The organism is Roseiflexus castenholzii DSM 13941 (genome assembly GCF_000017805.1).
In the GTDB taxonomy this organism is placed as follows: domain Bacteria; phylum Chloroflexota; class Chloroflexia; order Chloroflexales; family Roseiflexaceae; genus Roseiflexus; species Roseiflexus castenholzii.
In genome coordinates, this window is record NC_009767.1 from 2,619,263 (window position 1) to 2,639,496 (window position 20,234).

The window sequence follows — 20,234 nt, forward strand, 5'->3', positions numbered from 1 at the left end:
AAGGCGCACTTGTGGCAGAGGCGCGCCTGTCTTCAGGTGATGGAAGCGCGCGTGTGATTCGCCTGTTACGCATACGGAGGACCACGGTATGTCACCGTTCCTTGGCGAAGTGATTGGGACGATGTTGCTCGTCCTGTTAGGCGATGGTGTGGTAGCCAACGTCGTGTTGAGCAAAACGAAGGGGAATAACAGCGGTTGGATCGTGATTGCGACGGCGTGGGCGCTGGCAGTGTTCGTTGGCGCTTACGCGGTTGCGGCTGTGAGTGGAGCGCATCTGAATCCCGCCGTGACCATCGGATTGGTAGTGGCGGGCAAGTTCGACGCCGCCAGTGCGCCGATTTATATCGCGGGGCAGTTCCTTGGCGCATTTATCGGCGCGGTGCTGGTGTTCCTCCACTACTATCCGCATTGGTCTGCAACACAGGACCCTGGGCTAAAACTGGCGGTCTTCAGCACCGGCCCGGCGATTCGCAGCACGGCGTGGAATCTGGTGAGCGAGATCATTGGGACGTTCGTGCTGGTCTTTGGCATTCTTGCCATTGATGGACCGGTGATGGACGGCGGCAGTTTTGGTGCGCTCGGTATTATTCCGGTGGCGTTTCTGGTCTGGGTCATTGGTTTGTCGCTTGGTGGCACGACCGGTTATGCCATCAATCCGGCGCGTGATCTCGGTCCGCGTATTGCGCACGCCATTTTGCCCATTCCCGGCAAAGGCGACAGTGATTGGGGCTACTCCTGGATTCCGGTCGTCGGTCCGATCATCGGCGGCGCTGTTGCGGCCGGGTTGTATGTCGCTCTGGGTTCGTTCTGAGGGGTTCTGCGACGTTGACGCATTCCGTAGATGTGCGGGAACCTGGCATTATTCTTCCCAGTATCGCTCCTGACCAGGAGTTCCTGCACATCTGTTCCGCTCAGGGCTTTGGACAATGAAGAGGAGAGTGAGCATATGAAGAAACTGATCAATAAGCCGGAAGATGTCGTCGTCGAGGCGCTGAAAGGGATCGAGTACGCCCATCCCGATCTGGTGAAGGTTCACTACGAACCAAATTTCATCTACCGTGCCGATGCGCCGGTGCAGGGTAAGGTGGCGATTGTCTCCGGCGGCGGCTCCGGTCATGAACCCATGCACGGCGGATTCGTCGGTATGGGCATGCTCGATGCTGCGTGCCCGGGAGCAGTGTTTACCAGCCCCACTCCCGACCAGATGCTGGAAGCGACGAAGATGGTTCATGGCGGCGCAGGCGTGCTCCATATCGTCAAGAATTACACCGGCGACATTCTCAACTTCGATATGGCTGCCGATCTGGCGCGTGCTGAGGGGATCGAGATTGAGTCGGTCGTGACGAACGACGATGTGGCAGTGCAGGATTCGTTGTATACTGCCGGTCGGCGTGGTGTAGGGGTGACGGTGCTGGCAGAGAAGATCTGCGGCGCTGCCGCCGAGGAAGGGCGTTCGCTCACGGATGTGGCGGATGTCTGCCGCAAGGTGAATGGGTGGGGGCGGAGCATGGGCATGGCGCTGACCAGTTGCACCGTGCCGCACGCCGGCAAGCCCACCTTTGATCTGCCGGAAGACGAGATGGAGATCGGCATTGGCATTCATGGTGAGCCGGGACGCACGCGCATGAAACTCAAATCGGCTGATGAGATCACCGAAATGCTGATGGAGCCGATCCTGAACGATCTGCCGTTCCAGGCTGGTGATAACGTCCTGCTGTTCGTCAACAGCATGGGTGGTACGCCGCTGATCGAACTGTATATCATCTATCGCAAGGCGTATGAAATCGCCACAAAATCGGGACTCAAGGTCGTCCGCAATCTGATCGGTCCGTATATCACATCGTTGGAAATGGCAGGCTGTTCGATTACGCTGCTGAAGATGGACGATGATCTGATCCGTCTCTGGGATGCGCCGGTCAGAACGCCTGCTCTGCGTTGGGGAGTGTAATCTATGCCTATCGGTCGCGACGACGTGATTGCCTGGCTCTCGGCGTACAGCCAGCTTCTGGCGGACAACAGGGAGTATCTGACTCAGCTCGACTCCAGCATCGGCGATGCTGACCACGGCGTAAACATGGATCGCGGGTTCAAAGCGGTGCTGGGGAAGTTGCCGACGGTCGCCGACAAAGATATCGGCACAATTCTGAAGTCGGTCGGTATGACGCTGGTGCAGACCGTTGGTGGCGCGAGTGGTCCGCTCTATGGAACGTTCTTCTTGCAGGCCGGCGCTGCTACCGCCAACAAGATGGAACTCTCGCTCGCCGATTGGTCGGTGGCAGTCGAGGGGGCAATCAACGGCTTGATGGCGCGCGGGAAGGCGAATGTCGGCGACAAAACCATGGTCGATGCGCTTGTTCCGGCGTTGCACGCGCTTAAGCAGGCAATTGCCGATGGTATCGACGACCATGAGGCGCTGCGTCAGAGTGTCGCTGCTGCTGAACAGGGCATGAAGAATACTATTCCGCTGGTCGCCAAAAAGGGACGCGCATCGTATCTGGCGGAGCGCAGCGCCGGTCACCAGGATCCTGGCGCTACGTCGTCGTACCTGATGTTCAAGGCAATGATGGATGCATGGACGAAGTAGTCTTTCGCAGAGACGCGGTTCTACGAAGGAGTCGTCACTATGGCAAAGTATGTCGCAGCCGTGGATCAGGGAACCACAAGCACACGCTGTATGATCTTTGATCATGCCGGTCAGTCGGTTGCCGTTGATCAGAAGGAACATACGCAGATCTATCCCAAACCGGGCTGGGTCGAACACGATGCGCTCGAAATCTGGGCGCGCACTCAGGAGGTGATCGATGGCGCGCTGCGGAAGTCGGGCATCGACCGCAGCGATATTGCCGCAGTCGGTGTGACCAATCAGCGCGAAACGACGGTCGTCTGGGAAAAGGCGACCGGCAGGCCCGTCTATAATGCGATTGTCTGGCAGGATACACGCACCGACCAGATCTGCAACGACCTAGCGCAGGATGGCGGGCAGGATCGGTTCCGCACCAAAGTTGGCCTGCCGCTGGCAACCTATTTCTCCGGTCCCAAGATTATGTGGATCCTGGAGAATGTTCCGGGCGTGCGCGAGCGGGCGGAACAGGGCGAGGTGCTGTTCGGCAATATCGACACCTGGCTCATCTGGAATATGACGGGCGGGATGAATGGCGGCATTCATATTACCGATGTGTCGAACGCTTCCCGCACCATGCTCATGAACCTCGAAACGCTCGATTGGGACAACGACATCCTGCATTTGATGGGTATTCCGCGTGCTATGCTGCCGAAGATCGTTCCTTCATCGGCAGTGTACGGCACGGCGGTCGGCGCGTTGCAGGGGGTTCCTGTGGCGGGCGACCTTGGCGATCAGCAGGCGGCGCTCTTCGGTCAAACCTGCTACAGCGTCGGCGAAGCGAAGAATACTTATGGCACCGGTTGCTTCATGCTGCTGAATACCGGAACAAAACCGGTCCAGTCGCAGAACGGTCTGTTGACCACCGTTGGCTACAAGATCGGCGACCAACCGGCGGTATACTGCCTGGAAGGGTCGATTGCCGTGACCGGCGCTCTGGTGCAGTGGCTGCGCGATAATCTTCGCTTTTTCGACTTCTCTTCCCATATTGAAGAGTATGCAAAGGCGGTTGAGGACAGCGGCGGCATCTATATCGTGCCTGCTTTCTCTGGTTTGTTCGCACCGTACTGGAGAAGTGATGCGCGTGGCGTTATTGTCGGTCTGACTCGCTACATCAACAAGAACCATATCTGCCGCGCCGTGCTCGAAGCGACCGCTTACCAGACGCGCGAAGTGCTCGATGCCATGAACAAGGACTCGGGCGTGGACCTGACGGCGCTCAAGGTCGATGGCGGTATGGTGTTCAATAATACACTGATGCAGTTCCAGGCGGATATTCTGGGTGTGCCGGTCATCCGCCCGACCGTTTCGCGGAAACAACGGCGCTGGGCGCCGCCTATGCCGCCGGTCTGGCGGTCGGGTTCTGGAAAGAGGTTGATGATTTGCGCGCCAACTGGGGCAAGGATCACGAGTGGTTGCCACAGATGGACGCTGATAAGCGTGAGCGTCTGTACCAAGGGTGGAAGAAGGCGGTCACGCGAACGTTTGATTGGGTCGAGTAATCACCTGTCTCCCTGGATGCATGCCCGGTTCGTCGATGGCGACTGCTGGTCTGGCACTGACCGATCAGGGTTGACCTGCACGGATCGCGGCATGCTTTTTTGTGTCATCATCGCGCGCTTGCTCCTGGATGGGCGTTGCTGCGTATGGAACGCGGGGCAATTGATTGGGAAGATATGTGGTCGCCATACGACGACGAGACGTATCGTTTCGCTCTCGAAGCGGCGCTTCCCGACGACGTCGTCGTCGATATCGGCGCTGGCGATCTGCGATTGGCTCTGCGCATGGCGGCAAGAGTGCGGCGGGTGTATGCTGTGGAGCGCAATCCGGTTCTTGTGGAACGGCTCATGGGGTCGTTCGATAACCTGGTTGTCGTGTGTGCCGATGCACTGACATGGACTCTGCCGCCTGGTGTGACGCTGGCGGTGCTCCTTATGCGTCACTGTACGCGCGATCATTTTGCTGCGTATGTGCGGCGGCTCAAAGATGCCGGATGTCGGCGGCTGGTCACCAATGCACGCTGGAAAATGGGGGTGGAGGTCGTCGATCTGCAATGCCGGCAACCGTATGATCCGCATCGCATCGGATGGTATGCCTGCCACTGCGGCATGGTTGGGTTCAACGCGCCTGATATGGATCGGATCACTCCAGATACCCTGGACGGGTGTATCGATGTGGTTGGGTGCCCGCATTGCACGGTGTAACACCAATTACGATTGAAGATGCCGCATGCTGGTCATTCCGAGCCCTTCGCTTCGCTCAGGGTAAACGCAGCGCGGAATCTGCGCGGGTCGCGCACGACCCTGCGCGCTGCGCGGGGTGACCATGCCGGATGGTCACAGGTCATTGGTATAAGGGTTGGGAACACGTATGGTAAGTATTGTGCTCGTTTCGCACAGTTCGTTGCTGGCGGCCGGCATCGTCGAAATGGCGCGCATGGTTATGCAACAGGCGCCGGTGGCGATTGCTGTGGCGGCTGGCGCCGATGATCCAGGACATCCATTGGGGACCGATGCTGCGAAGATTCGTCAGGCGATCGAAGAGGTGTATAGCGACGACGGCGTGCTGGTGCTGATGGATCTGGGCAGCGCGGTGTTGAGCGCAGAAATGGCGGTTGATTTTCTTCCTGAACACAAGCGCGCCAATGTGAGATTATGCGCTGCGCCGATTGTCGAAGGAACGATTGCCGCAGTGGTGCAGGCTAGCCTGGGCGCATCGCTGGATCGCGTCGCCGCCGAGGCGCTGGAGGCGCTGGCGGGAAAAGTCGAGAGCCTGAGCGATCAGGGGCAGGCATCCGGCGCTGCGGCGCCATCCCCATCGACCGACGCAACCGCCGAGGTGCTGCACGCACAACTGACGGTGACGAACCGCCTGGGGTTGCACGCCCGACCGGCGGCATTATTGGTGCAGACGGCAGGGCGCTTTTGTGCCGATGTTCGTCTCGCGCGCGTTGGGCAGGAAACTCGTCAGGTCAATGCAAAGAGTTTCAATGCTGTCGCATCGCTGGGCATCCGCCAGCATGAGATGATCACCGTTTCGGCGCGCGGACCGGACGCCGCCGAGGCGCTTGCGGCATTGCAACAACTCGCTGCGGATCAGTTCGGCGAAGCCGACGAACTGCTGGAAGCGCAGCCATCAGCGCCACCGTCACCGATGGCAGAAGCGCTCACCGGCGCGTTGCGTGGTGCTGCCGCCTCCCCAGGGTATGCCATCGGTCCGGCAGTGGTGCTGCGTCAGGTTGAACCACAGATCGAACGGCGCATCATCAGTGATCCAGATACTGAAATGTCTCGTTTACAGGCGGTTTTGGACGCAGTTCGCGAATCGACGCGCGTGCTGCGCGACCAGATTGCGCGGCAGCATCCCTACGAGGCGGCGATCTTTGATGCGTATCTGATGTTTTTGACCGATCCCGATATTCTGGCGCGGGTGCGACAGATTATCGCACGCGACCGCGTTTGCGCCGAATGGGCATGGCGCGAGGCGGTGAATGAATCTGCCAGGGCATTCGAGTCTATCGAGGATGAATACATGCGGGCGCGGGCAGTCGATATTCGCGACATTGGCAGGCAGGTGTTGAGCCGTCTGACCGGGCAGACTCGATCATTCAGTCTGGATCGGTCGGGTATCGTGATTGCGTCCGATCTTTCACCATCCGATACGGCGCACCTTGATCGGTCAATGGTGTTGGGCATCTGCACAGAACGGGGTAGCCCGACCTCGCACAGCGCCATTCTGGCGCGTACCCTCGGCATCCCCGCCGTTGTGGGAGTAGGCGCCGCCATCACGCAGGTTGCTCCTGGTACGCCGCTGGTGATTGATGGGTATGAGGGGTTGGTCTGGATCGCGCCCGATGAGTCGATTGTTGTGGCATATGCCAATCGGGAAGCGCAATGGCGGGCAACGCAGGAACAGGCGCGACAATCGAGCACCGCACCGGCCGTGACGAAGGACGGCATGCACATCGAGATTGCCGCCAATATCGGTAGCCTGGCGGATGCGCGCGTCGCCGTTGAGAACGGCGCCGATGGCGTGGGACTGCTCCGTACAGAATTCCTCTTTCTTGATCGCACGGCGGCGCCTGATGAAAACGAGCAGTATGAGGTGTACGCTGCGATTGCGCGGGTGATGGGGGAGCGTCCGGTGGTCGTGCGCACCCTCGATGTGGGAGGTGACAAGCCGCTTGCGTACATTTCGCTGGAGCGTGAAGACAACCCGTTTCTTGGCCAACGCGCCATCCGGCTTTGCCTGAATCAACCAGATCTCTTTGCGACTCAACTGCGCGCTATTTTGCGCGCGAGCGCCGGACATCGACTCAAGGTGATGTTTCCAATGATTGCGGATATCGGCGAGTTGCGCCGCGCACGTGCGGTCCTGGAGTCGGTGCTTGCCGGGTTGCACACACAATCTGTGCCGGTGGCGGATGCTGTCGAGGTTGGGATAATGGTCGAGGTGCCCTCAGCCGCATTGCTCGCACACGTCTTTGCGCCGGAAGTCGATTTTTTCAGCATTGGCTCGAACGATCTGGTGCAGTATACGCTGGCAGCAGAACGGGGCAATGCGGCGGTTGCGCATTTGCAGGACGGTCTGCATCCGGCGGTGTTGATGCAAATCCAGCGCGTGGTTCAAAGCGCGCAACATGCCGGGAAATGGGTGAGCGTCTGCGGCGAACTGGCTGCCGATCATGATGCTGTGCCGGTCCTGATCGGATTAGGCGTGCAGAAACTGAGCATGGCGCCTGGCGCCATTCCGCACATCAAGGCGCTTATTCGGCGACTGACGCTGCAAGAAGCGCGGCAGTGGGCGAGTCAGGCGCTGGCAATGGAGTCGGCGGAAACAGTGCGTCGGTTTATCCGTTCGCGGTTGGAGGCGCTTGTTGGTGAATAGACGTGGCGGCTTGCGATGACGCCTGCGACGTTGGTATCTGGAGCAGCGTCAAGATGATGCCTGTTGGTGTCCTGCCGGTTGGGAACATTGACCAGAGTTCACCTCTCCATTTCCAACGAGCGTATATAATACCAATGACCTGTGACCATCCGGCATTGTCACCCTGAGCAGTGCAAGGGGTCGGGCGCGACCCGCTCAGATTCCTCGCTGCGTTTACCCTGAGCGAAGCGAAGGGCTCGGAATGACCAGCATGCGGCATCGTCAAGCGTCATTGGTATAATGCCTCTTGGCGTCCTGCCCGCCGGAGAGGCTTCCGGGCGAAAACCTCGTGCGCGTGTATGAACTCGAACGATCGCTCCTCTCTTGGCATCCTGCCCGCCGGAGAGACTTCCGGAGGGCAGGAGACGAGAAAACGTCGTCAACAGGTTCGGCAGGATCGCTCTAGAATGGAACCTCCTCTGCCTCATCCGAGGTCTCGATCGCATCCTGTTCGTTTTCGTTTGCGTTCGCCTTGCTATCCAGGAACAGCACTTCCTCGGCGCGCACGAATGCCTTATAGCGGCGTAGACCGGTTTCTTTGTCTTCCCAGCTCTGTGTGCGCAGGCTTCCAACGATCCGCACCCGGCTCCCTTTGTGCAGGGAGTTGATGCACTGATCGCCGAGTTTGTCCCACGCCTCGATGAGCGTCCAATCGGTTTCGATCTCCCGCTCGCCGTTCTCGCTCCGCGCCCCAAAGTGCTTGGTAGCCACGTTGAAGCGGCATACGCGCGCTCCCGATGGGAAGATGCGCTGTTCGGGTACGTCGCCGAGCCAACCGATGAGTTCGACGGTGTTGACAGTCCCTCTGACCTGACGCATGTTCGTCTCCTTTGTTGCGCCTACCTGAGTGGGTGAGACGCCTTTCAGGCAATGCGCAGGTCGGGTGGGGGAAGCCTGCCGGGGATGGACTCAGATAGGCGTTGGTGCGGATACCTGTGCGGCTCTCTATAACGTGCGCCGCACATCAGATATACCGCACAGGCGCTGAAAAGGTTACGGGATGGTTGTCGCCTTTCCTCTTGGTTGAGTGAATTCAGACATACGCAAGAAGTCGCCATCACCAGATTGCCATTGTGCGACGCTTTTTTCGCTGGTTGAGCGCCGTTTTCCGGGAAATTCAGGTTTTTAGATGACCTCATCGTCACCGTAGAACCGCGCTCTGCCCGGCGTGAGGGAGTGGACCCCCTCGGATCACGCTCTGCCCGATGCGAGTTTAAGGGCGGACCAAACCCCCGCGCGCACCCTGGCACGTCCACCGGGGGACGGACCCGCACGCGGCGCCGGTTTCCTCTCTCCGCGCACGGGAGCGGGGCAGGGGGTGAGGGCACAACGGCGCATCCCAACGCCATGCACGCCCGCTCTGCGCATGCGCGCGGTCCGCCCGTGCACTCGTTGGGATGCGGGACGAGCGAGATTGCTTCGACCGGCTGCGCCGGTCGCGCAATGACTCGTTGGGAGGAGGGGGATTGCTTTGACCGGCTGCGCCGGTCGCGCAATGACTCGTTGGGGGGAGGGGGATTGCTTCGACCGGCTGCGCCGGTCTCGCAATGACAGCGCACCCTGGCACGTCCACCGGGGGACGGACCCGCACGCGGCGCCGGTTTCCTCTCTCCGCGCACGGGAGCGGGGCAGGGGGTGAGGGCACAACGGCGCATCCCAACGCCATGCACGCCCGCTCTGCGCATGCGCGCGGTCCGCCCGTGCACTCGTTGGGATGCGGGACGAGCGAGATTGCTTCGACCGGCTGCGCCGGTCGCGCAATGACTCGTTGGGAGGAGGGGGATTGCTTTGACCGGCTGCGCCGGTCGCGCAATGACTCGTTGGGGGGAGGGGGATTGCTTCGACCGGCTGCGCCGGTCGCGCAATGACAGCGCACCCTGGCACGCCCACTGCGGGACTGCTGCGCGCGGCGCCGGTTTCCTCTCTCCGCGCACGGGAGCGGGGCAGGGGGTGAGGGCACAACGGCGCATCCCAACGCCATGCACGCCCGCTCTGCGCATGCGCGCGGTCCGCCCGTGCACTCGTTGGGATGCGGGACGAGCGAGATTGCTTCGACCGGCTGCGCCGGTCGCGCAATGACTCGTTGGGGGGAGGGGTGAGCGGACCTGTAGATTGTACCCTCCTGCCGACGGGATGCCAGGGTAGACCCACCCCTCTGCTCCTACTCGCCGACAGCGCGACGGGCAGGTCGCTGCCATTCGCGCAGCAGCGCTGATGCCTGTCCGCTGGTCAATTCGCCAGGAGTCGTCTCGAAGCGCCGCTGGACTTCCGCTTCCAGGTCGAGATGATGCTGAAGCGCCAGTCGCCTGAGCGCATCGATCTGCTTTTCACTGGCAGGGGCATGGTCGGAGGGACGCGCCGCAACAGCGCCATCGGCGCCGGATGCGCTGCGCGGGGCTGTGGTATATGCCTGACGTTCCTCGGCGAGTTTTTTCAGGCTGTCGATGAATGCGCTCGCCTGACCTTTGGTCATGGTGACCAGATCGACACGATGTTCCTGGGCAAACGCCGTCAGTTGCTCGTTGGTCCAGGAGAGGTCTTCCTGAAGGGCGGCGATGTAATGGCGCTGCCGTTCGCTCGCGGGTGCGTCGGGGTCGCGCACGGTTGGCGGTTGCGGCGCCGGTTGCGCTTCGCGGATGCTGGCCGTCTGCGCCTCGATAGCGTCGCGCTGCGCCTGGTAGATGCGCCAGCCGAGATCCACCGCCTTCTGCACCTCTTCATCGGTGGCGTCGAGCGGCAGGACAATGGTTTCCTCCAGGGTGACATAATCTTCGCCGATGCGGATAGCAGCACGGTAGGTGCGCGAAACGGTCGACTCAGGACGGGTAGGTTCAGTCTTGCGGGGGGATGCCATGTCTCGTACCTCCTGCCCCGCCAGCATGGGCGTTACTGGAGCGGGGTATGACTCGTACTTGCCGTGTATACTCTTGCCCACGCACAGTATAGCACATCTGTTTCATTGTTGCAAGCCTTGTTTTGGGTTGACAGGCGGTGCAGGTTGCGCTATACTTTTCTGCGCAGCGCCGAAGTGGCGGAATGGCAGACGCGACGGTCTCAAAAACCGTTGGAGGTGACTCCGTGTGGGTTCGACTCCCACCTTCGGCACCATTCCGCTGCGGCACAGAGCGACGGGGCGTGGCTCAGCCTGGTAGAGCGCAGCGTTCGGGTCGCTGAGGTCGGTGGTTCAAATCCACTCGCCCCGACCATCGCCAGAGATCGCCGGTCATTGACCGGCGATTTGTATTTCTTCAGACGATTATGCCCCATCCGATGAATGCTGCGGCGACGAGGACGATGATGGCGTAGGCGGCGATCGCCTGCCGGTCGCGCAGCGATGGCGTTGCTTCTGTCCTGGCGCCGATGCTGACCGCTGTCGCACCCATCAGGAAACTGATGATCAGAAATGCAGTAAGCGCCATGAACGGCACATTGATGAACCCCAGAATATCCAGGTAATCGACTGTGCAGGGGATGCCGTCAACGCACGGTGGCGGCGGCAACCAATCGGTTTTGACCAGAAGGTAATGGTAGAGCGAGATACAGGCGCCAGAGAGGGAGAGCGGCAACACGTAGAGATGAAGCCCGCGATCACGGCGCAGAATGCCGATCAGGATGAGCGCGACCAGCGGGTACATCAAAATGCGCTGGTACCAGCAGAGAACGCAGGGGGGCCAACCGAGCGCCTCGCTCATGAACAGGCTGCCACAGGTTGCCACTATTGCCTGGAGCAGTGCCAGGTGCCGTCCATACGATGCGAAGAAGGCGCTTAGCCGGTCTTCTTCCGCTGCCTGGATCGGTCCATCGGGGACCTCGCCGACAGCGATGCTTGATGGTGTGTCGGTTACGCTCATGCTCAACCTCATCGTTTTCTGCTGCGCTTCCCGATTCTGGTGTGCGCAACGGATCAACGAACCTTAATACGTGTGGTATACTTTTCTATCCGTGATAGGAGATTGTATTGGTCCAGGACCTTGTATGTCAACCTTGCTCGTCACCGGTTTCGAGCCGTTCGGCGGCGCTTCGGTCAATCCTTCGGCGGAAGTTGTGCGTCGTTTCACGAACAATGGTAAACCGCCAGATGCGGTCACTGCCATTCTTCCGGTCGATGCCGTTCAGGCGCCTCGTATGATAACCGATCTGCTGCTCGATCACCAACCCGATCTCTGCCTGATGCTCGGACAGGCGGACGGGTATGCTGCGCTCACGGTTGAGCGTGTGGCGATCAACCTGTGCGATTTTCGCATCCCGGATAATGCCGGCGCTCAACGGGTCGATGAACCGATTGTAGAGGATGGACCGGCAGCGTATTTCTCCACCGCGCCGGTGCGCGATGTAGTGCGGGCGATTCGCGCTGCGGGCGTGCCTGTTGATCTCTCTCTGTCGGCAGGAGCGTATCTATGCAATATGGTGTACTACACTGCACTGCACGTCTGCGCCACGCATTGTTTGCCAACGCGATGTCTGTTCATTCACTTGCCGTCGCTGCCATCGCAGGCAAGCGCTGATCGCGCGCCTCGTCCGACAATGGCGCTCGAAACAATGTATGCAGGGGTGTGCGCTGCATTGCGAGCGGGATTGGGGGGTGAGAACTGAGAACGGAGAGGCGGAAACGACGGCGAGACCCATCTGCGCGCATCCGTCGCGATCCGTATTGGTACGCATGCGTGCGCTCCCCCTGCTCCTGAGCCGAACCGAGAATCGAGAACCAGGAACTCTATGCCTGTCTCTCGCCTCTCGCCTCCCGCCTCGTCCCTCTCGCCTCGCCACAAATGCGAGACACATCTCGCGCTACGCCATTGTCGGGCCCCGCTCGCCGCTCGCCGCTCGCCTTGCCCCTCTCGCCTCTCATACCAATGACCGATGATCATCCGGCATTGTCACCCCGAGCAGGGCGAGGAGTCTTGCACGACCCGTTCAGATTCCTCGCTGCGTTTACCCTGAGCGAAGCGAAGGGCTCGGAATGACCAGCATGCGGCATCGTCAATCGTCATTGGTATCACCCCTCGCCCCGCTCGCCTCGCCTCTCGCCTCGTCCCTCTCGCCTCGTCCCGCTCGCCTTGCCACCAATGCGAGATACATCTCGCGCTACGCCATTGTCGGGCCCCGCTCGCCTCTCGCCTCGCCACCAATGCGAGATAAATCTCACGCTACGCCATTGTCGGGCCCCGCTCGCCTCTCGCCTTGCCACCAATGCGAGATATATCTCGCGCTATGCCATTGTCGGGCCCCGCTCGCCTCGTCCCTCTCGCCTTGCCCCTCTCGCCTCTCATACCAATGACCGATGATCATCCGGCATGGTCACCCCGAGCAGGGCGAGGGGTCTTGCACGACCCGTTCAGATTCCTCGCTGCGTTTACCCTGAGCGAAGCGAAGGGCTCGGAATGACCAGCATGCGGCATCGTCAATCGTCATTGGTATCGCCTCTCGCCTCTCGCCTCTCGCCTCTCGCCTCGCCACCAATGCGAGATAAATCTCACGCTACGCCATTGTCGGGCCCCGCTCGCCTCTCGCCTCTCACTTTGCCCCGCTCGCCTCTCGCCTCGTCCCTCTCGCCTTGTCCCTCTCGCCTCGCCCCTCTCGCCTCGCCACCAATGCGAGATAAATCTCACGCTACGCCATTGTCGGGCCCCGCTCGCCTCTCGCCTTGCCACCAATGCGCGATACATCTCGCGCTATGCCATTGTCGGGCCCCGCTCGCCTCGTCCCTCTCGCCTTGCCCCTCTCGCCTCTCATACCAATGACCGATGACCATCCGGCATTGTCACCCCGAGCAGGGCGAGGGGTCTTGCACGACCCGTTCAGATTCCTCGCTGAGTTTACCCTGAGCGAAGCGAAGGGCTCGGAATGACCAGCATGCGGCATCGTCAATCGTCATTGGTATCACCCCTCGCCGCTCGCCTCTCACCTCTCACCTTGCCACCAATGCGAGATAAATCTCGCGCTACGCCATGGTCGGGCTCCGCTCGCCTCTCGCCTTGTCCCTCTCACCTCGTTTCTCTCGCCTCGCCACCAATGCGAGATAAATCTCGCGCGACGCCATTGTCGGGCCCCGCTCGCCTCTCGCATCGCCCCTCTCGCCTTGCCACCAATGCGAGATACATCTCGCGCGACGCCATGGTCGGGCCCCGCTCGCCTCTCGCATCGCCCCTCTCGCCTTGCCACCAATGCGAGATACATCTCGCGCGACGCCATGGTCGGGCTCCGCTCGCCGCTCGCCTCTCACCTCTCACCTTGCCACCAATGCGAGATAAATCTCGCGCTACGCCATGGTCGGGCTCCGCTCGCCTCTCGCCTCGCCCCTCTCACCTCGTCTCTCTCGCCTCGCCACCAATGCGAGATACATCTCGCGCGACGCCATGGTCGGGCCCCGCTCGCCTCTCGCCTCGCCCCTCTCGCCTTGCCACCAATGCGAGATACATCTCGCGCGACGCCATGGTCGGGCCCCGCTCGCCTCTCGCCTCGCCCCTCTCGCCTTGCCACCAATGCGAGATACATCTCGCGCGACGCCATGGTCGGGCCCCGCTCGCCTCTCGCCTCGCCCCTCTCGCCTCGTCCCTCTCGCCTTGCCACCAATGCGAGATACATCTCGCGCTACGCCGTTGTCGGGCCCCGCTCGCCTCTCGCCTCGCCCCTCTCGCCTCGATGTCAATATGCCCGCGCGAAGATGACCTGCTGGGTTGTCTCTTTGCCGGTGTAGATGCACCTCCCCGCCTGTTGCGGTTGGTCGAGCGGGATGCAGCGAATGGTAGCGCGCGTCTCTTCCTGGATTCGCTTTTCGTCTTCCATAGTTCCCGCCCAGTAGCAGCGCGCAAAACCGCGTTCGACCTGTTGTTTCAGTTCCTCATAGGTCGTGACATCGGCGGTATGCGTTTCACGGAATGCCAGTGCGCGCCGGTAGAGCGCCTGCTGAATTTCCTCAAGCAGCGCAGCGAGGCGGGCGGTCAGTCCTTCCTGAGGAACGAACGATTTACCTTCGCGCCCTGGTTGGTCGCGCCGGGCAATGGCGACGCTTCCTTTTTCGATGTCTTTCGGACCGATCTCGACGCGGATAGGAACACCTTTCAATTCCCACTCATTGAACTTGAATCCTGGCGTCAGATTATCGCGGTCATCGACCTTGAAGCGCAGGAGTCCCTTCCATTCGGCGGTCATACGCTGCACCGCTTCCATGACCACACTGCGCTCGGCATCGTTCCGGTAAATCGGCACGACGACGACCTGTGTCGGCGCCAGGCGCGGTGGGATGACGAGGCCTTCATCATCGGAATGGGTCATAATCAGGGCGCCGATCAGGCGTGTGCTGACGCCCCAGCTGGTCGTCCAGGCGTACTGAATGGTATTGTGCTGATCGGTATAGGTAATATCGAAGGCGCGGGCAAAGTTCTGCCCCAGGTTGTGCGATGTTCCCGCCTGAAGCGCCCGTCCGTCCTGCATCATGGCTTCGATACAGTAGGAGCGCAGCGCGCCGGGGAACTTTTCTTTCTCCGATTTCAGCCCCCTGATTACCGGAATCGCCATATCCTTCTCAACGAAGTCGGCATACACCTCGTGAAGGATCAAGAGCGTTTCGCGTTCGGCATCTTCCTCGGTGGCATGCACCGTGTGCCCCTCCTGCCAGAGGAACTCGGTGGTGCGCAGGAAGGGGCGGGTGCGCATCTCCCAGCGCATCACGTTTGCCCACTGATTGATCAGCAGCGGCAGATCGCGGTAACTTCGCACCCATTTGGAATAGAAGTAGCCGATGATCGTTTCCGAGGTCGGTCGGATGACATAGGGTTCGGCAAGGTCTTCGCCACCGGCACGGGTTACTTCCGCCACTTCGGGCGCAAAGCCTTCGACGTGCTCGGCTTCTTTCATCAGGAAACTTTTTGGAATGAGCAGCGGAAAGTAGGCATTGACATGACCGGTCGCCTTGATCCGGTCGTCCAACCCGCGCTGGATCGCCTCCCACAGCGCATAGCCGGTCGGTTTGAAGACAATGCACCCTTTGACGACCTCCGCATAGTCGGCGAGGTCCGCCTGTTGCACAATATCGAGATACCACTGCGAATAATCCTGCGCGCGGGGAGTTATTCCTTCCTTGGGCACGGTTACACCTTTCTATGTTCCAGAGTCAACAGACTATCGCTTCTTTCATGGCTCTAGAAGGTTGTATCTGGCGCGCCCTCGAACAGGTCGCTCACGGTGACTGCCAGACCGGGCAGGCAATCGAATGTCAGCACATCGCTCGATGACGCCTCACGCGGCGCTGCGTACCGTCCCGAACGATCCAGGCGGTACACACTCACTGCACGGATCATCGGTCGAATCAATGCACATTCGGGAACGCCTGCGAGTGCATATGCAGGCAGCTTAACCTGTTCATCATACGCGGCATTTCCCGGCGACAGCACTTCAACAATCAGATCCGGCACGCCGTGGATGCGACCGTCGTGAATAATCGCGCTATGTTCACGCCGCACAAACAGAAAATCCGGTTGTACCGGATCACACCCTGGCATGAGCACGCCAACCGGCGCCGTAAAGGCATACCCAAGCCCTTGATTCACCGCTGGCAGACCGAAGCGCTCCATCAAACGCATGATAACCCATTGGTGAAACGTGCTCGGAGCCGTGGTCATGTACAGCACTCCGTCGATGACCTCATAGCGCCGTCCATCGTCGGGCAACGTCTGCCAGTCCGCGAAAGTCCAGCGGCCCTGCGGAGGTCCGGCGATCACAGGGGCGTCGGTTGGCACAATCAGGGCGGTCATAGCAGTACTTTGAACATCTCTCATAACCCGGCGATGGTTGCGTGTCAATCCGTGCGTGTGATGCTTCGCAGAATTCCAATTATACCATACGACTGAAGAAGCATCGAAATCGGAACAAGCGGCATAACATAGCGAAAAATGCCAATGGGTAGCCAGAGCATCAATCCTGCGAGGGTGATAATTATCCATGCGCTGATTAAGACAATTTCAACATCGTTGCTTCCCGTCCAGCGCGACAGTCTGACCGCCAATGCTGCGGCGCCAATGATCAATAACAGGTGACTGCCAGGCAGACCGCCAGCATTAACTTCGCCTTCATCACTTAGAAAAAACCAGATAGCCCTCATCCGATCAGTTGGTGTTGGTAAGGGATGACACCAGGACAATTCTGGATTGCACCCTATATCAGTACCAAAGTCCAGCATCCGCCGGATGCCTTCGACCGGTTGCCGGTAGAGCGCAGGATTGGAGAGAAAGAATACCGTCCAGGCGCACAGAGCAATGGCGACGACGGCGCGCTTTGGCACAAACGGCGTCACTGCGAAGCGGCGACTGCGCCAGACGGCGAAGATGACGGACACAAAGAGGCAGGTTAGGACGACAAGAGCGGCATTGAGTTTTGTTCCTAATCCCAGACCGCAGACTACGCCGCACGCAATGGTCAAGAAGATGGCGCGCCGATTTCCCTGGCGCCAACTACGCAGCATCTCAGCGCATATCACCAGAGCAAGCAACCCGAATATCAATGCGGGAACATCAAGCATGATGATCTTTCCGTGATAACGCATCGACTCCGGAGCGTTCATCAGCGCAGCAGCCAGCACGCCGACGGCGACGCCGCCGAGACGAACCCCGATCCAGTAGACGAGCACAGTGCTCGCAATTGCTGTCAATGTGACAAGGAAACGGGCAGCGCTGGCAACATCAGGAGATATTACGCGATTGTGCGCTTTGTTCCAAGCCAGACTTCGAGAGAAGTCATATCCTCGTATTAGCGGGTCAGTGTGCCCTGCAAGATATAACCCTGCTCCAAACAAGTATTTGCCGATCTGCGGATGTGGCAGTGCGAATATCGGCGAATATGCCCACAGAGAAGATCTTAAAGGCTCAGTCCAGAAAGGGTGATATATATCACGTTCGATGAATGCGAGACGAAAAGCGCGCAATCCGGTGGTCGCCCAAAAGTTCTCATCACCGTGATATACGTCGTTATTGTTCGGAATAAGCACGCCGCCGGCGAAAACTGCAATCGCCAGACCACTCAGCCACAGGCGGCGGAGCGATGACCGATCCGCAGACTGACGCTTACCTGAATCGGAGCGCAATGTGCGCGTATACACGGATAGGAGGGCGCTACATATCATCACTGCTGCTCCGACAATTGCCCATCCCCTCCAAACAATCCCGGTGCCGAGGGTGACGCCAGCAACCCCGATGAGTGGAAAAATGCTGTTTGGCATACGTTGTCGGTAGCGACGGAAGCCTTCGATATACAACGTAACGATTGCTATGCCGATGACGATCTGCCAGTTCGTCGGCAATGCCTGACTTAGACGAACCGGCGCCCATAGCGAACCCATCACCAGCAGCGCCGTCAGAATGCCTGGCAGAAGATTCCATCGCGGTGCGCATCGCGTGGCAACCGTTGTCAGAGCGACCAGCGACGCAAGAAACATCCAGCGCTCAACAATAGCAGCGGTATAAGATGGAAGAAGGCGCTGCGCATTCATATGACCGAACACGATGCCTAGATCACGTTCATCTCCGCGTGGACGCCACGTAGGGTTTGTGATCATCAACGCAGGAATGCGCCAATCTGGGGATTGCGCATCGATCAGCAAATGATAGGTGCGCCATTCGGGAGCAATACTGAAGCGCATTGGCGCACTCTTGTCCGTTGCCACAGTTGCAGGCGTATGCGTTGCACCTGATTGTTGCGGCGCGGAGAGTTGGAGCGAAACCAGGAGGAGCGATGCATCTTCAAATCCTGGAATGCGCACGCGCGTTATGCCTCTCGTCCAGCGATATGAGCGCTCAGCGTTGAATTCCGGTTGCCAGAAACCATCGACGCTGAAACCGATGCCTTCGGCAGGGTATGCAATAGAATGCGGTGTGGTTGATGCGACAAACAGGAGCGCGGTGAGCAGTGCAAGCGTCGTGAGGATTGGGCGAATCATCGGACGTACAAAAGTTACTTGCCGCATGATCCATTGTGTGATGGTAGCGGTCTGCATGTTCACTTCTCAACAACACGTTGTATCCTGGCGTTTTTGCGCCAGACCTTAGGCAGAACGACGATAAGACTTACAGTGACATATGCGCCACTGCCGCCTCGACTTCGATGCGGGCGATCTCCAGGCGCAATGCCCACTCACGTGGATCGGCGTCGATGCGCGCTTTCCAGGCGTCGATGCCGCCGGCAGCGGCGACTTCTTCGGGAAAGCGGTCAGCGGTTTCGTATTCCAGCCCTTCGGTCTCGACGGCGCCAATGGCATACAGACCGGTGCGTTGGAGGAAAAGGGGCCACGACACATCGGTGCCGATCGTCTCGTCGGGGCATCCATCGAGGATGGCCGTGGCAGCTCGGCGGGAAATGCCGCGCGCGGCTGCGGTGATGTCCCACTCCTGCCCGCTTACCTGCGCAAAGACGCGATTGACAATCGCCTCGGTGTCGCACTGAGCGCGCGGATGGCTGTCGAAAGCGCGCGGTGTCCGCCCCAGGATCAGAAAATCGTAAGCGGGAATCAAACCGGCGACGGAAGCAAGTTCAGCAGGATAGTATTCCGCCCAGTGGAGCGCGCGATCAAGATCGCAGAAGAGCACGTGATGTGCGCCCGCTTCGAGTCCCAGGCGCAAAGCCTCGCGTCGCGCCCGTCCCAGGCGTAAATGTCCGCATGAGGGGGCGCGGTGAATGTGTGCGCCTGCCTGCACCAGCGGTAACAGCGCATCGTTGGGAGTACGATCGGTGGCCCGCACAACGATTCCGAAAAAGATACGCTGCAACACAGGCGCAATCCGTTCCGCCTGGTTGCGCAACCGACCTTCCGGATCGTGGTGGGTGCAGGTAAGTGTAATGTATATCGTCATATCGGTCGATCAGGAGTTATGAGGTTGAATCGCCCAACGGAGCGCCTGTATCGTTTCGGCGATGGGGAGCGAGTTAAACACCCCCGTACCCGCGACGATACTGGTAGCGCCAGCGCCGACCACATCGGCGACATTTGCGGCGCTGATGCCGCCATCGACCTGCAACTCGATATGTTGCAACCCGCACTCGTCGAGTATGCGTCGTAAGCGGGCGATCTTCGCCGTGCTACGTGGAATGTAGGTTTGCCCACTGAACCCCGGATCGACGCTCATCATCAGCACCAGATCGAGGTCGGGCAGAATGTCTTCGATAGCGGTTAGCGACGTGGCCGGATTGAGCGCCACCCCCGCCGTAACCCCAAGGTCGTGGATCTGCTGAATCGTGCGGTGCAGGTGACGGCAGGCTTCGACGTGAACAGTAATGTGGGTTGCGCCGGCCGTGACGAATGCCTCAAGGTAGCGTTCGGGATCGACGATCATCAGATGGCAATCGAGCGGCAGATCGACTGCACGGCGCAGTGCAGCAACGACCGGTATGCCGATGCTGATGTTCGGCACGAACAGGCCGTCCATCACGTCAATATGCAGCCCATCGGCGCCTGCTTCGGCAACTTCGCGCGCCTGCTCACCCAGCCGCAGAAAGTCGGCGGCGAGGATGGATGGCATCAAGCGTATCAGACGCTGATTGGCACCGATAACGGGCACAAACACTCCTCGAGAACCAACGCTTGTCTCTCGTGCACAAGCACAAAGGCGCGAAGACGATGAGAGCAACGGCTATCGGCAATCGCGTGCGACTCCATTTCCTTGAACGGTATCGGTCGATGCCGACCATTATATCATACCGC

14 protein-coding genes, 2 tRNA genes and 1 pseudogene are annotated in these 20,234 nt (G+C 59.8%); 9 read left to right on the top strand and 8 right to left on the bottom strand.

From position 1 onward, the window contains the following. Positions 1-88: 88 nt before the first annotated feature. The 6 genes and pseudogenes from RCAS_RS10490 to ptsP all read left to right on the top strand — a co-directional run bounded on the left by RCAS_RS10490 (position 89) and on the right by ptsP (position 7,507). The gene (locus RCAS_RS10490; protein WP_012120555.1) at positions 89-811 is read left to right on the top strand and encodes an MIP/aquaporin family protein; all 723 of its coding nucleotides are present in this window, start codon (positions 89-91) and stop codon (positions 809-811) included. A gap of 135 nt (positions 812-946) precedes the next feature. After that, a complete protein-coding gene (dhaK, locus tag RCAS_RS10495) occupies positions 947-1,948 on the top strand; it encodes a dihydroxyacetone kinase subunit DhaK (RefSeq protein ID WP_012120556.1) in 1,002 nt (333 codons plus the stop codon). Between the two features lie 3 nt (positions 1,949-1,951). After that, complete coding sequence (dhaL, locus tag RCAS_RS10500) at positions 1,952-2,584, top strand: dihydroxyacetone kinase subunit DhaL (RefSeq protein WP_012120557.1); 633 nt, start codon at positions 1,952-1,954, stop codon at positions 2,582-2,584. Between the two features lie 39 nt (positions 2,585-2,623). Beyond that, positions 2,624-4,122, top strand: a pseudogene (gene glpK / locus RCAS_RS10505) (glycerol kinase GlpK). 282 nt (positions 4,123-4,404) lie between these two features. Further along, the gene (locus tag RCAS_RS10510) at positions 4,405-4,824 is read left to right on the top strand and encodes a class I SAM-dependent methyltransferase (protein WP_232280245.1); all 420 of its coding nucleotides are present in this window, start codon (positions 4,405-4,407) and stop codon (positions 4,822-4,824) included. A gap of 166 nt (positions 4,825-4,990) precedes the next feature. Further along, positions 4,991-7,507 carry a phosphoenolpyruvate--protein phosphotransferase gene (ptsP, locus tag RCAS_RS10515; RefSeq protein ID WP_012120559.1) on the top strand — a complete coding sequence of 839 codons (2,517 nt, stop codon included), beginning with the start codon at positions 4,991-4,993 and terminating at the stop codon, positions 7,505-7,507. A gap of 441 nt (positions 7,508-7,948) precedes the next feature. Here the strand turns inward: ptsP and RCAS_RS10520 are convergent, their stop codons facing one another. After that, positions 7,949-8,365 carry a single-stranded DNA-binding protein gene (locus tag RCAS_RS10520; protein ID WP_012120560.1) on the bottom strand — a complete coding sequence of 139 codons (417 nt, stop codon included), beginning with the start codon at positions 8,363-8,365 and terminating at the stop codon, positions 7,949-7,951. Between the two features lie 1,342 nt (positions 8,366-9,707). Then, positions 9,708-10,400 carry a hypothetical protein gene (locus RCAS_RS10525; RefSeq protein WP_012120561.1) on the bottom strand — a complete coding sequence of 231 codons (693 nt, stop codon included), beginning with the start codon at positions 10,398-10,400 and terminating at the stop codon, positions 9,708-9,710. Between the two features lie 168 nt (positions 10,401-10,568). Between RCAS_RS10525 and RCAS_RS10530 the strand changes: the two genes are divergently transcribed. Both RCAS_RS10530 and RCAS_RS10535 read left to right on the top strand, forming a co-directional pair. Then, positions 10,569-10,654 (top strand) — tRNA-Leu (locus RCAS_RS10530). Positions 10,655-10,675: 21 nt separating this feature from the next. Continuing rightward, positions 10,676-10,752: transfer RNA gene (locus RCAS_RS10535), tRNA-Pro, on the top strand. A 42-nt stretch (positions 10,753-10,794) separates the two neighbouring features. Here the strand turns inward: RCAS_RS10535 and RCAS_RS10540 are convergent. Beyond that, entirely contained in the window at positions 10,795-11,397 is a 603-nt protein-coding gene (locus RCAS_RS10540) for a disulfide bond formation protein B (RefSeq protein WP_012120562.1), read from the bottom strand. A 124-nt stretch (positions 11,398-11,521) separates the two neighbouring features. Here RCAS_RS10540 and pcp point away from each other — a divergent pair, with 124 nt between their 5' ends. Continuing rightward, positions 11,522-12,139: a pyroglutamyl-peptidase I gene (pcp, locus tag RCAS_RS10545; protein ID WP_012120563.1), complete on the top strand. Its 618-nt coding sequence runs from the start codon at positions 11,522-11,524 to the stop codon at positions 12,137-12,139. A 2,052-nt stretch (positions 12,140-14,191) separates the two neighbouring features. On the opposite strand, the gene proS is transcribed toward pcp, so the two are convergent. The 5 genes from proS to rpe all read right to left on the bottom strand — a co-directional run bounded on the left by proS (position 14,192) and on the right by rpe (position 20,091). Further along, positions 14,192-15,634, bottom strand: coding sequence for a proline--tRNA ligase (proS, locus tag RCAS_RS10550; protein WP_012120564.1), 1,443 nt, complete (start codon positions 15,632-15,634; stop codon positions 14,192-14,194). 53 nt (positions 15,635-15,687) lie between these two features. Next, complete coding sequence (locus tag RCAS_RS10555; protein ID WP_012120565.1) at positions 15,688-16,299, bottom strand: Uma2 family endonuclease; 612 nt, start codon at positions 16,297-16,299, stop codon at positions 15,688-15,690. A 44-nt stretch (positions 16,300-16,343) separates the two neighbouring features. Continuing rightward, entirely contained in the window at positions 16,344-18,503 is a 2,160-nt protein-coding gene (locus RCAS_RS10560; RefSeq protein WP_198136029.1) for a phospholipid carrier-dependent glycosyltransferase, read from the bottom strand. A gap of 100 nt (positions 18,504-18,603) precedes the next feature. Beyond that, the gene (locus tag RCAS_RS10565) at positions 18,604-19,386 is read right to left on the bottom strand and encodes a hypothetical protein (RefSeq protein ID WP_012120567.1); all 783 of its coding nucleotides are present in this window, start codon (positions 19,384-19,386) and stop codon (positions 18,604-18,606) included. Positions 19,387-19,395: 9 nt separating this feature from the next. Then, on the bottom strand, positions 19,396-20,091 hold the full coding sequence (rpe, locus tag RCAS_RS10570) for a ribulose-phosphate 3-epimerase (RefSeq protein ID WP_012120568.1): 696 nt from the start codon (positions 20,089-20,091) through the stop codon (positions 19,396-19,398). Between the last annotated feature and the right edge of the window lie 143 nt (positions 20,092-20,234).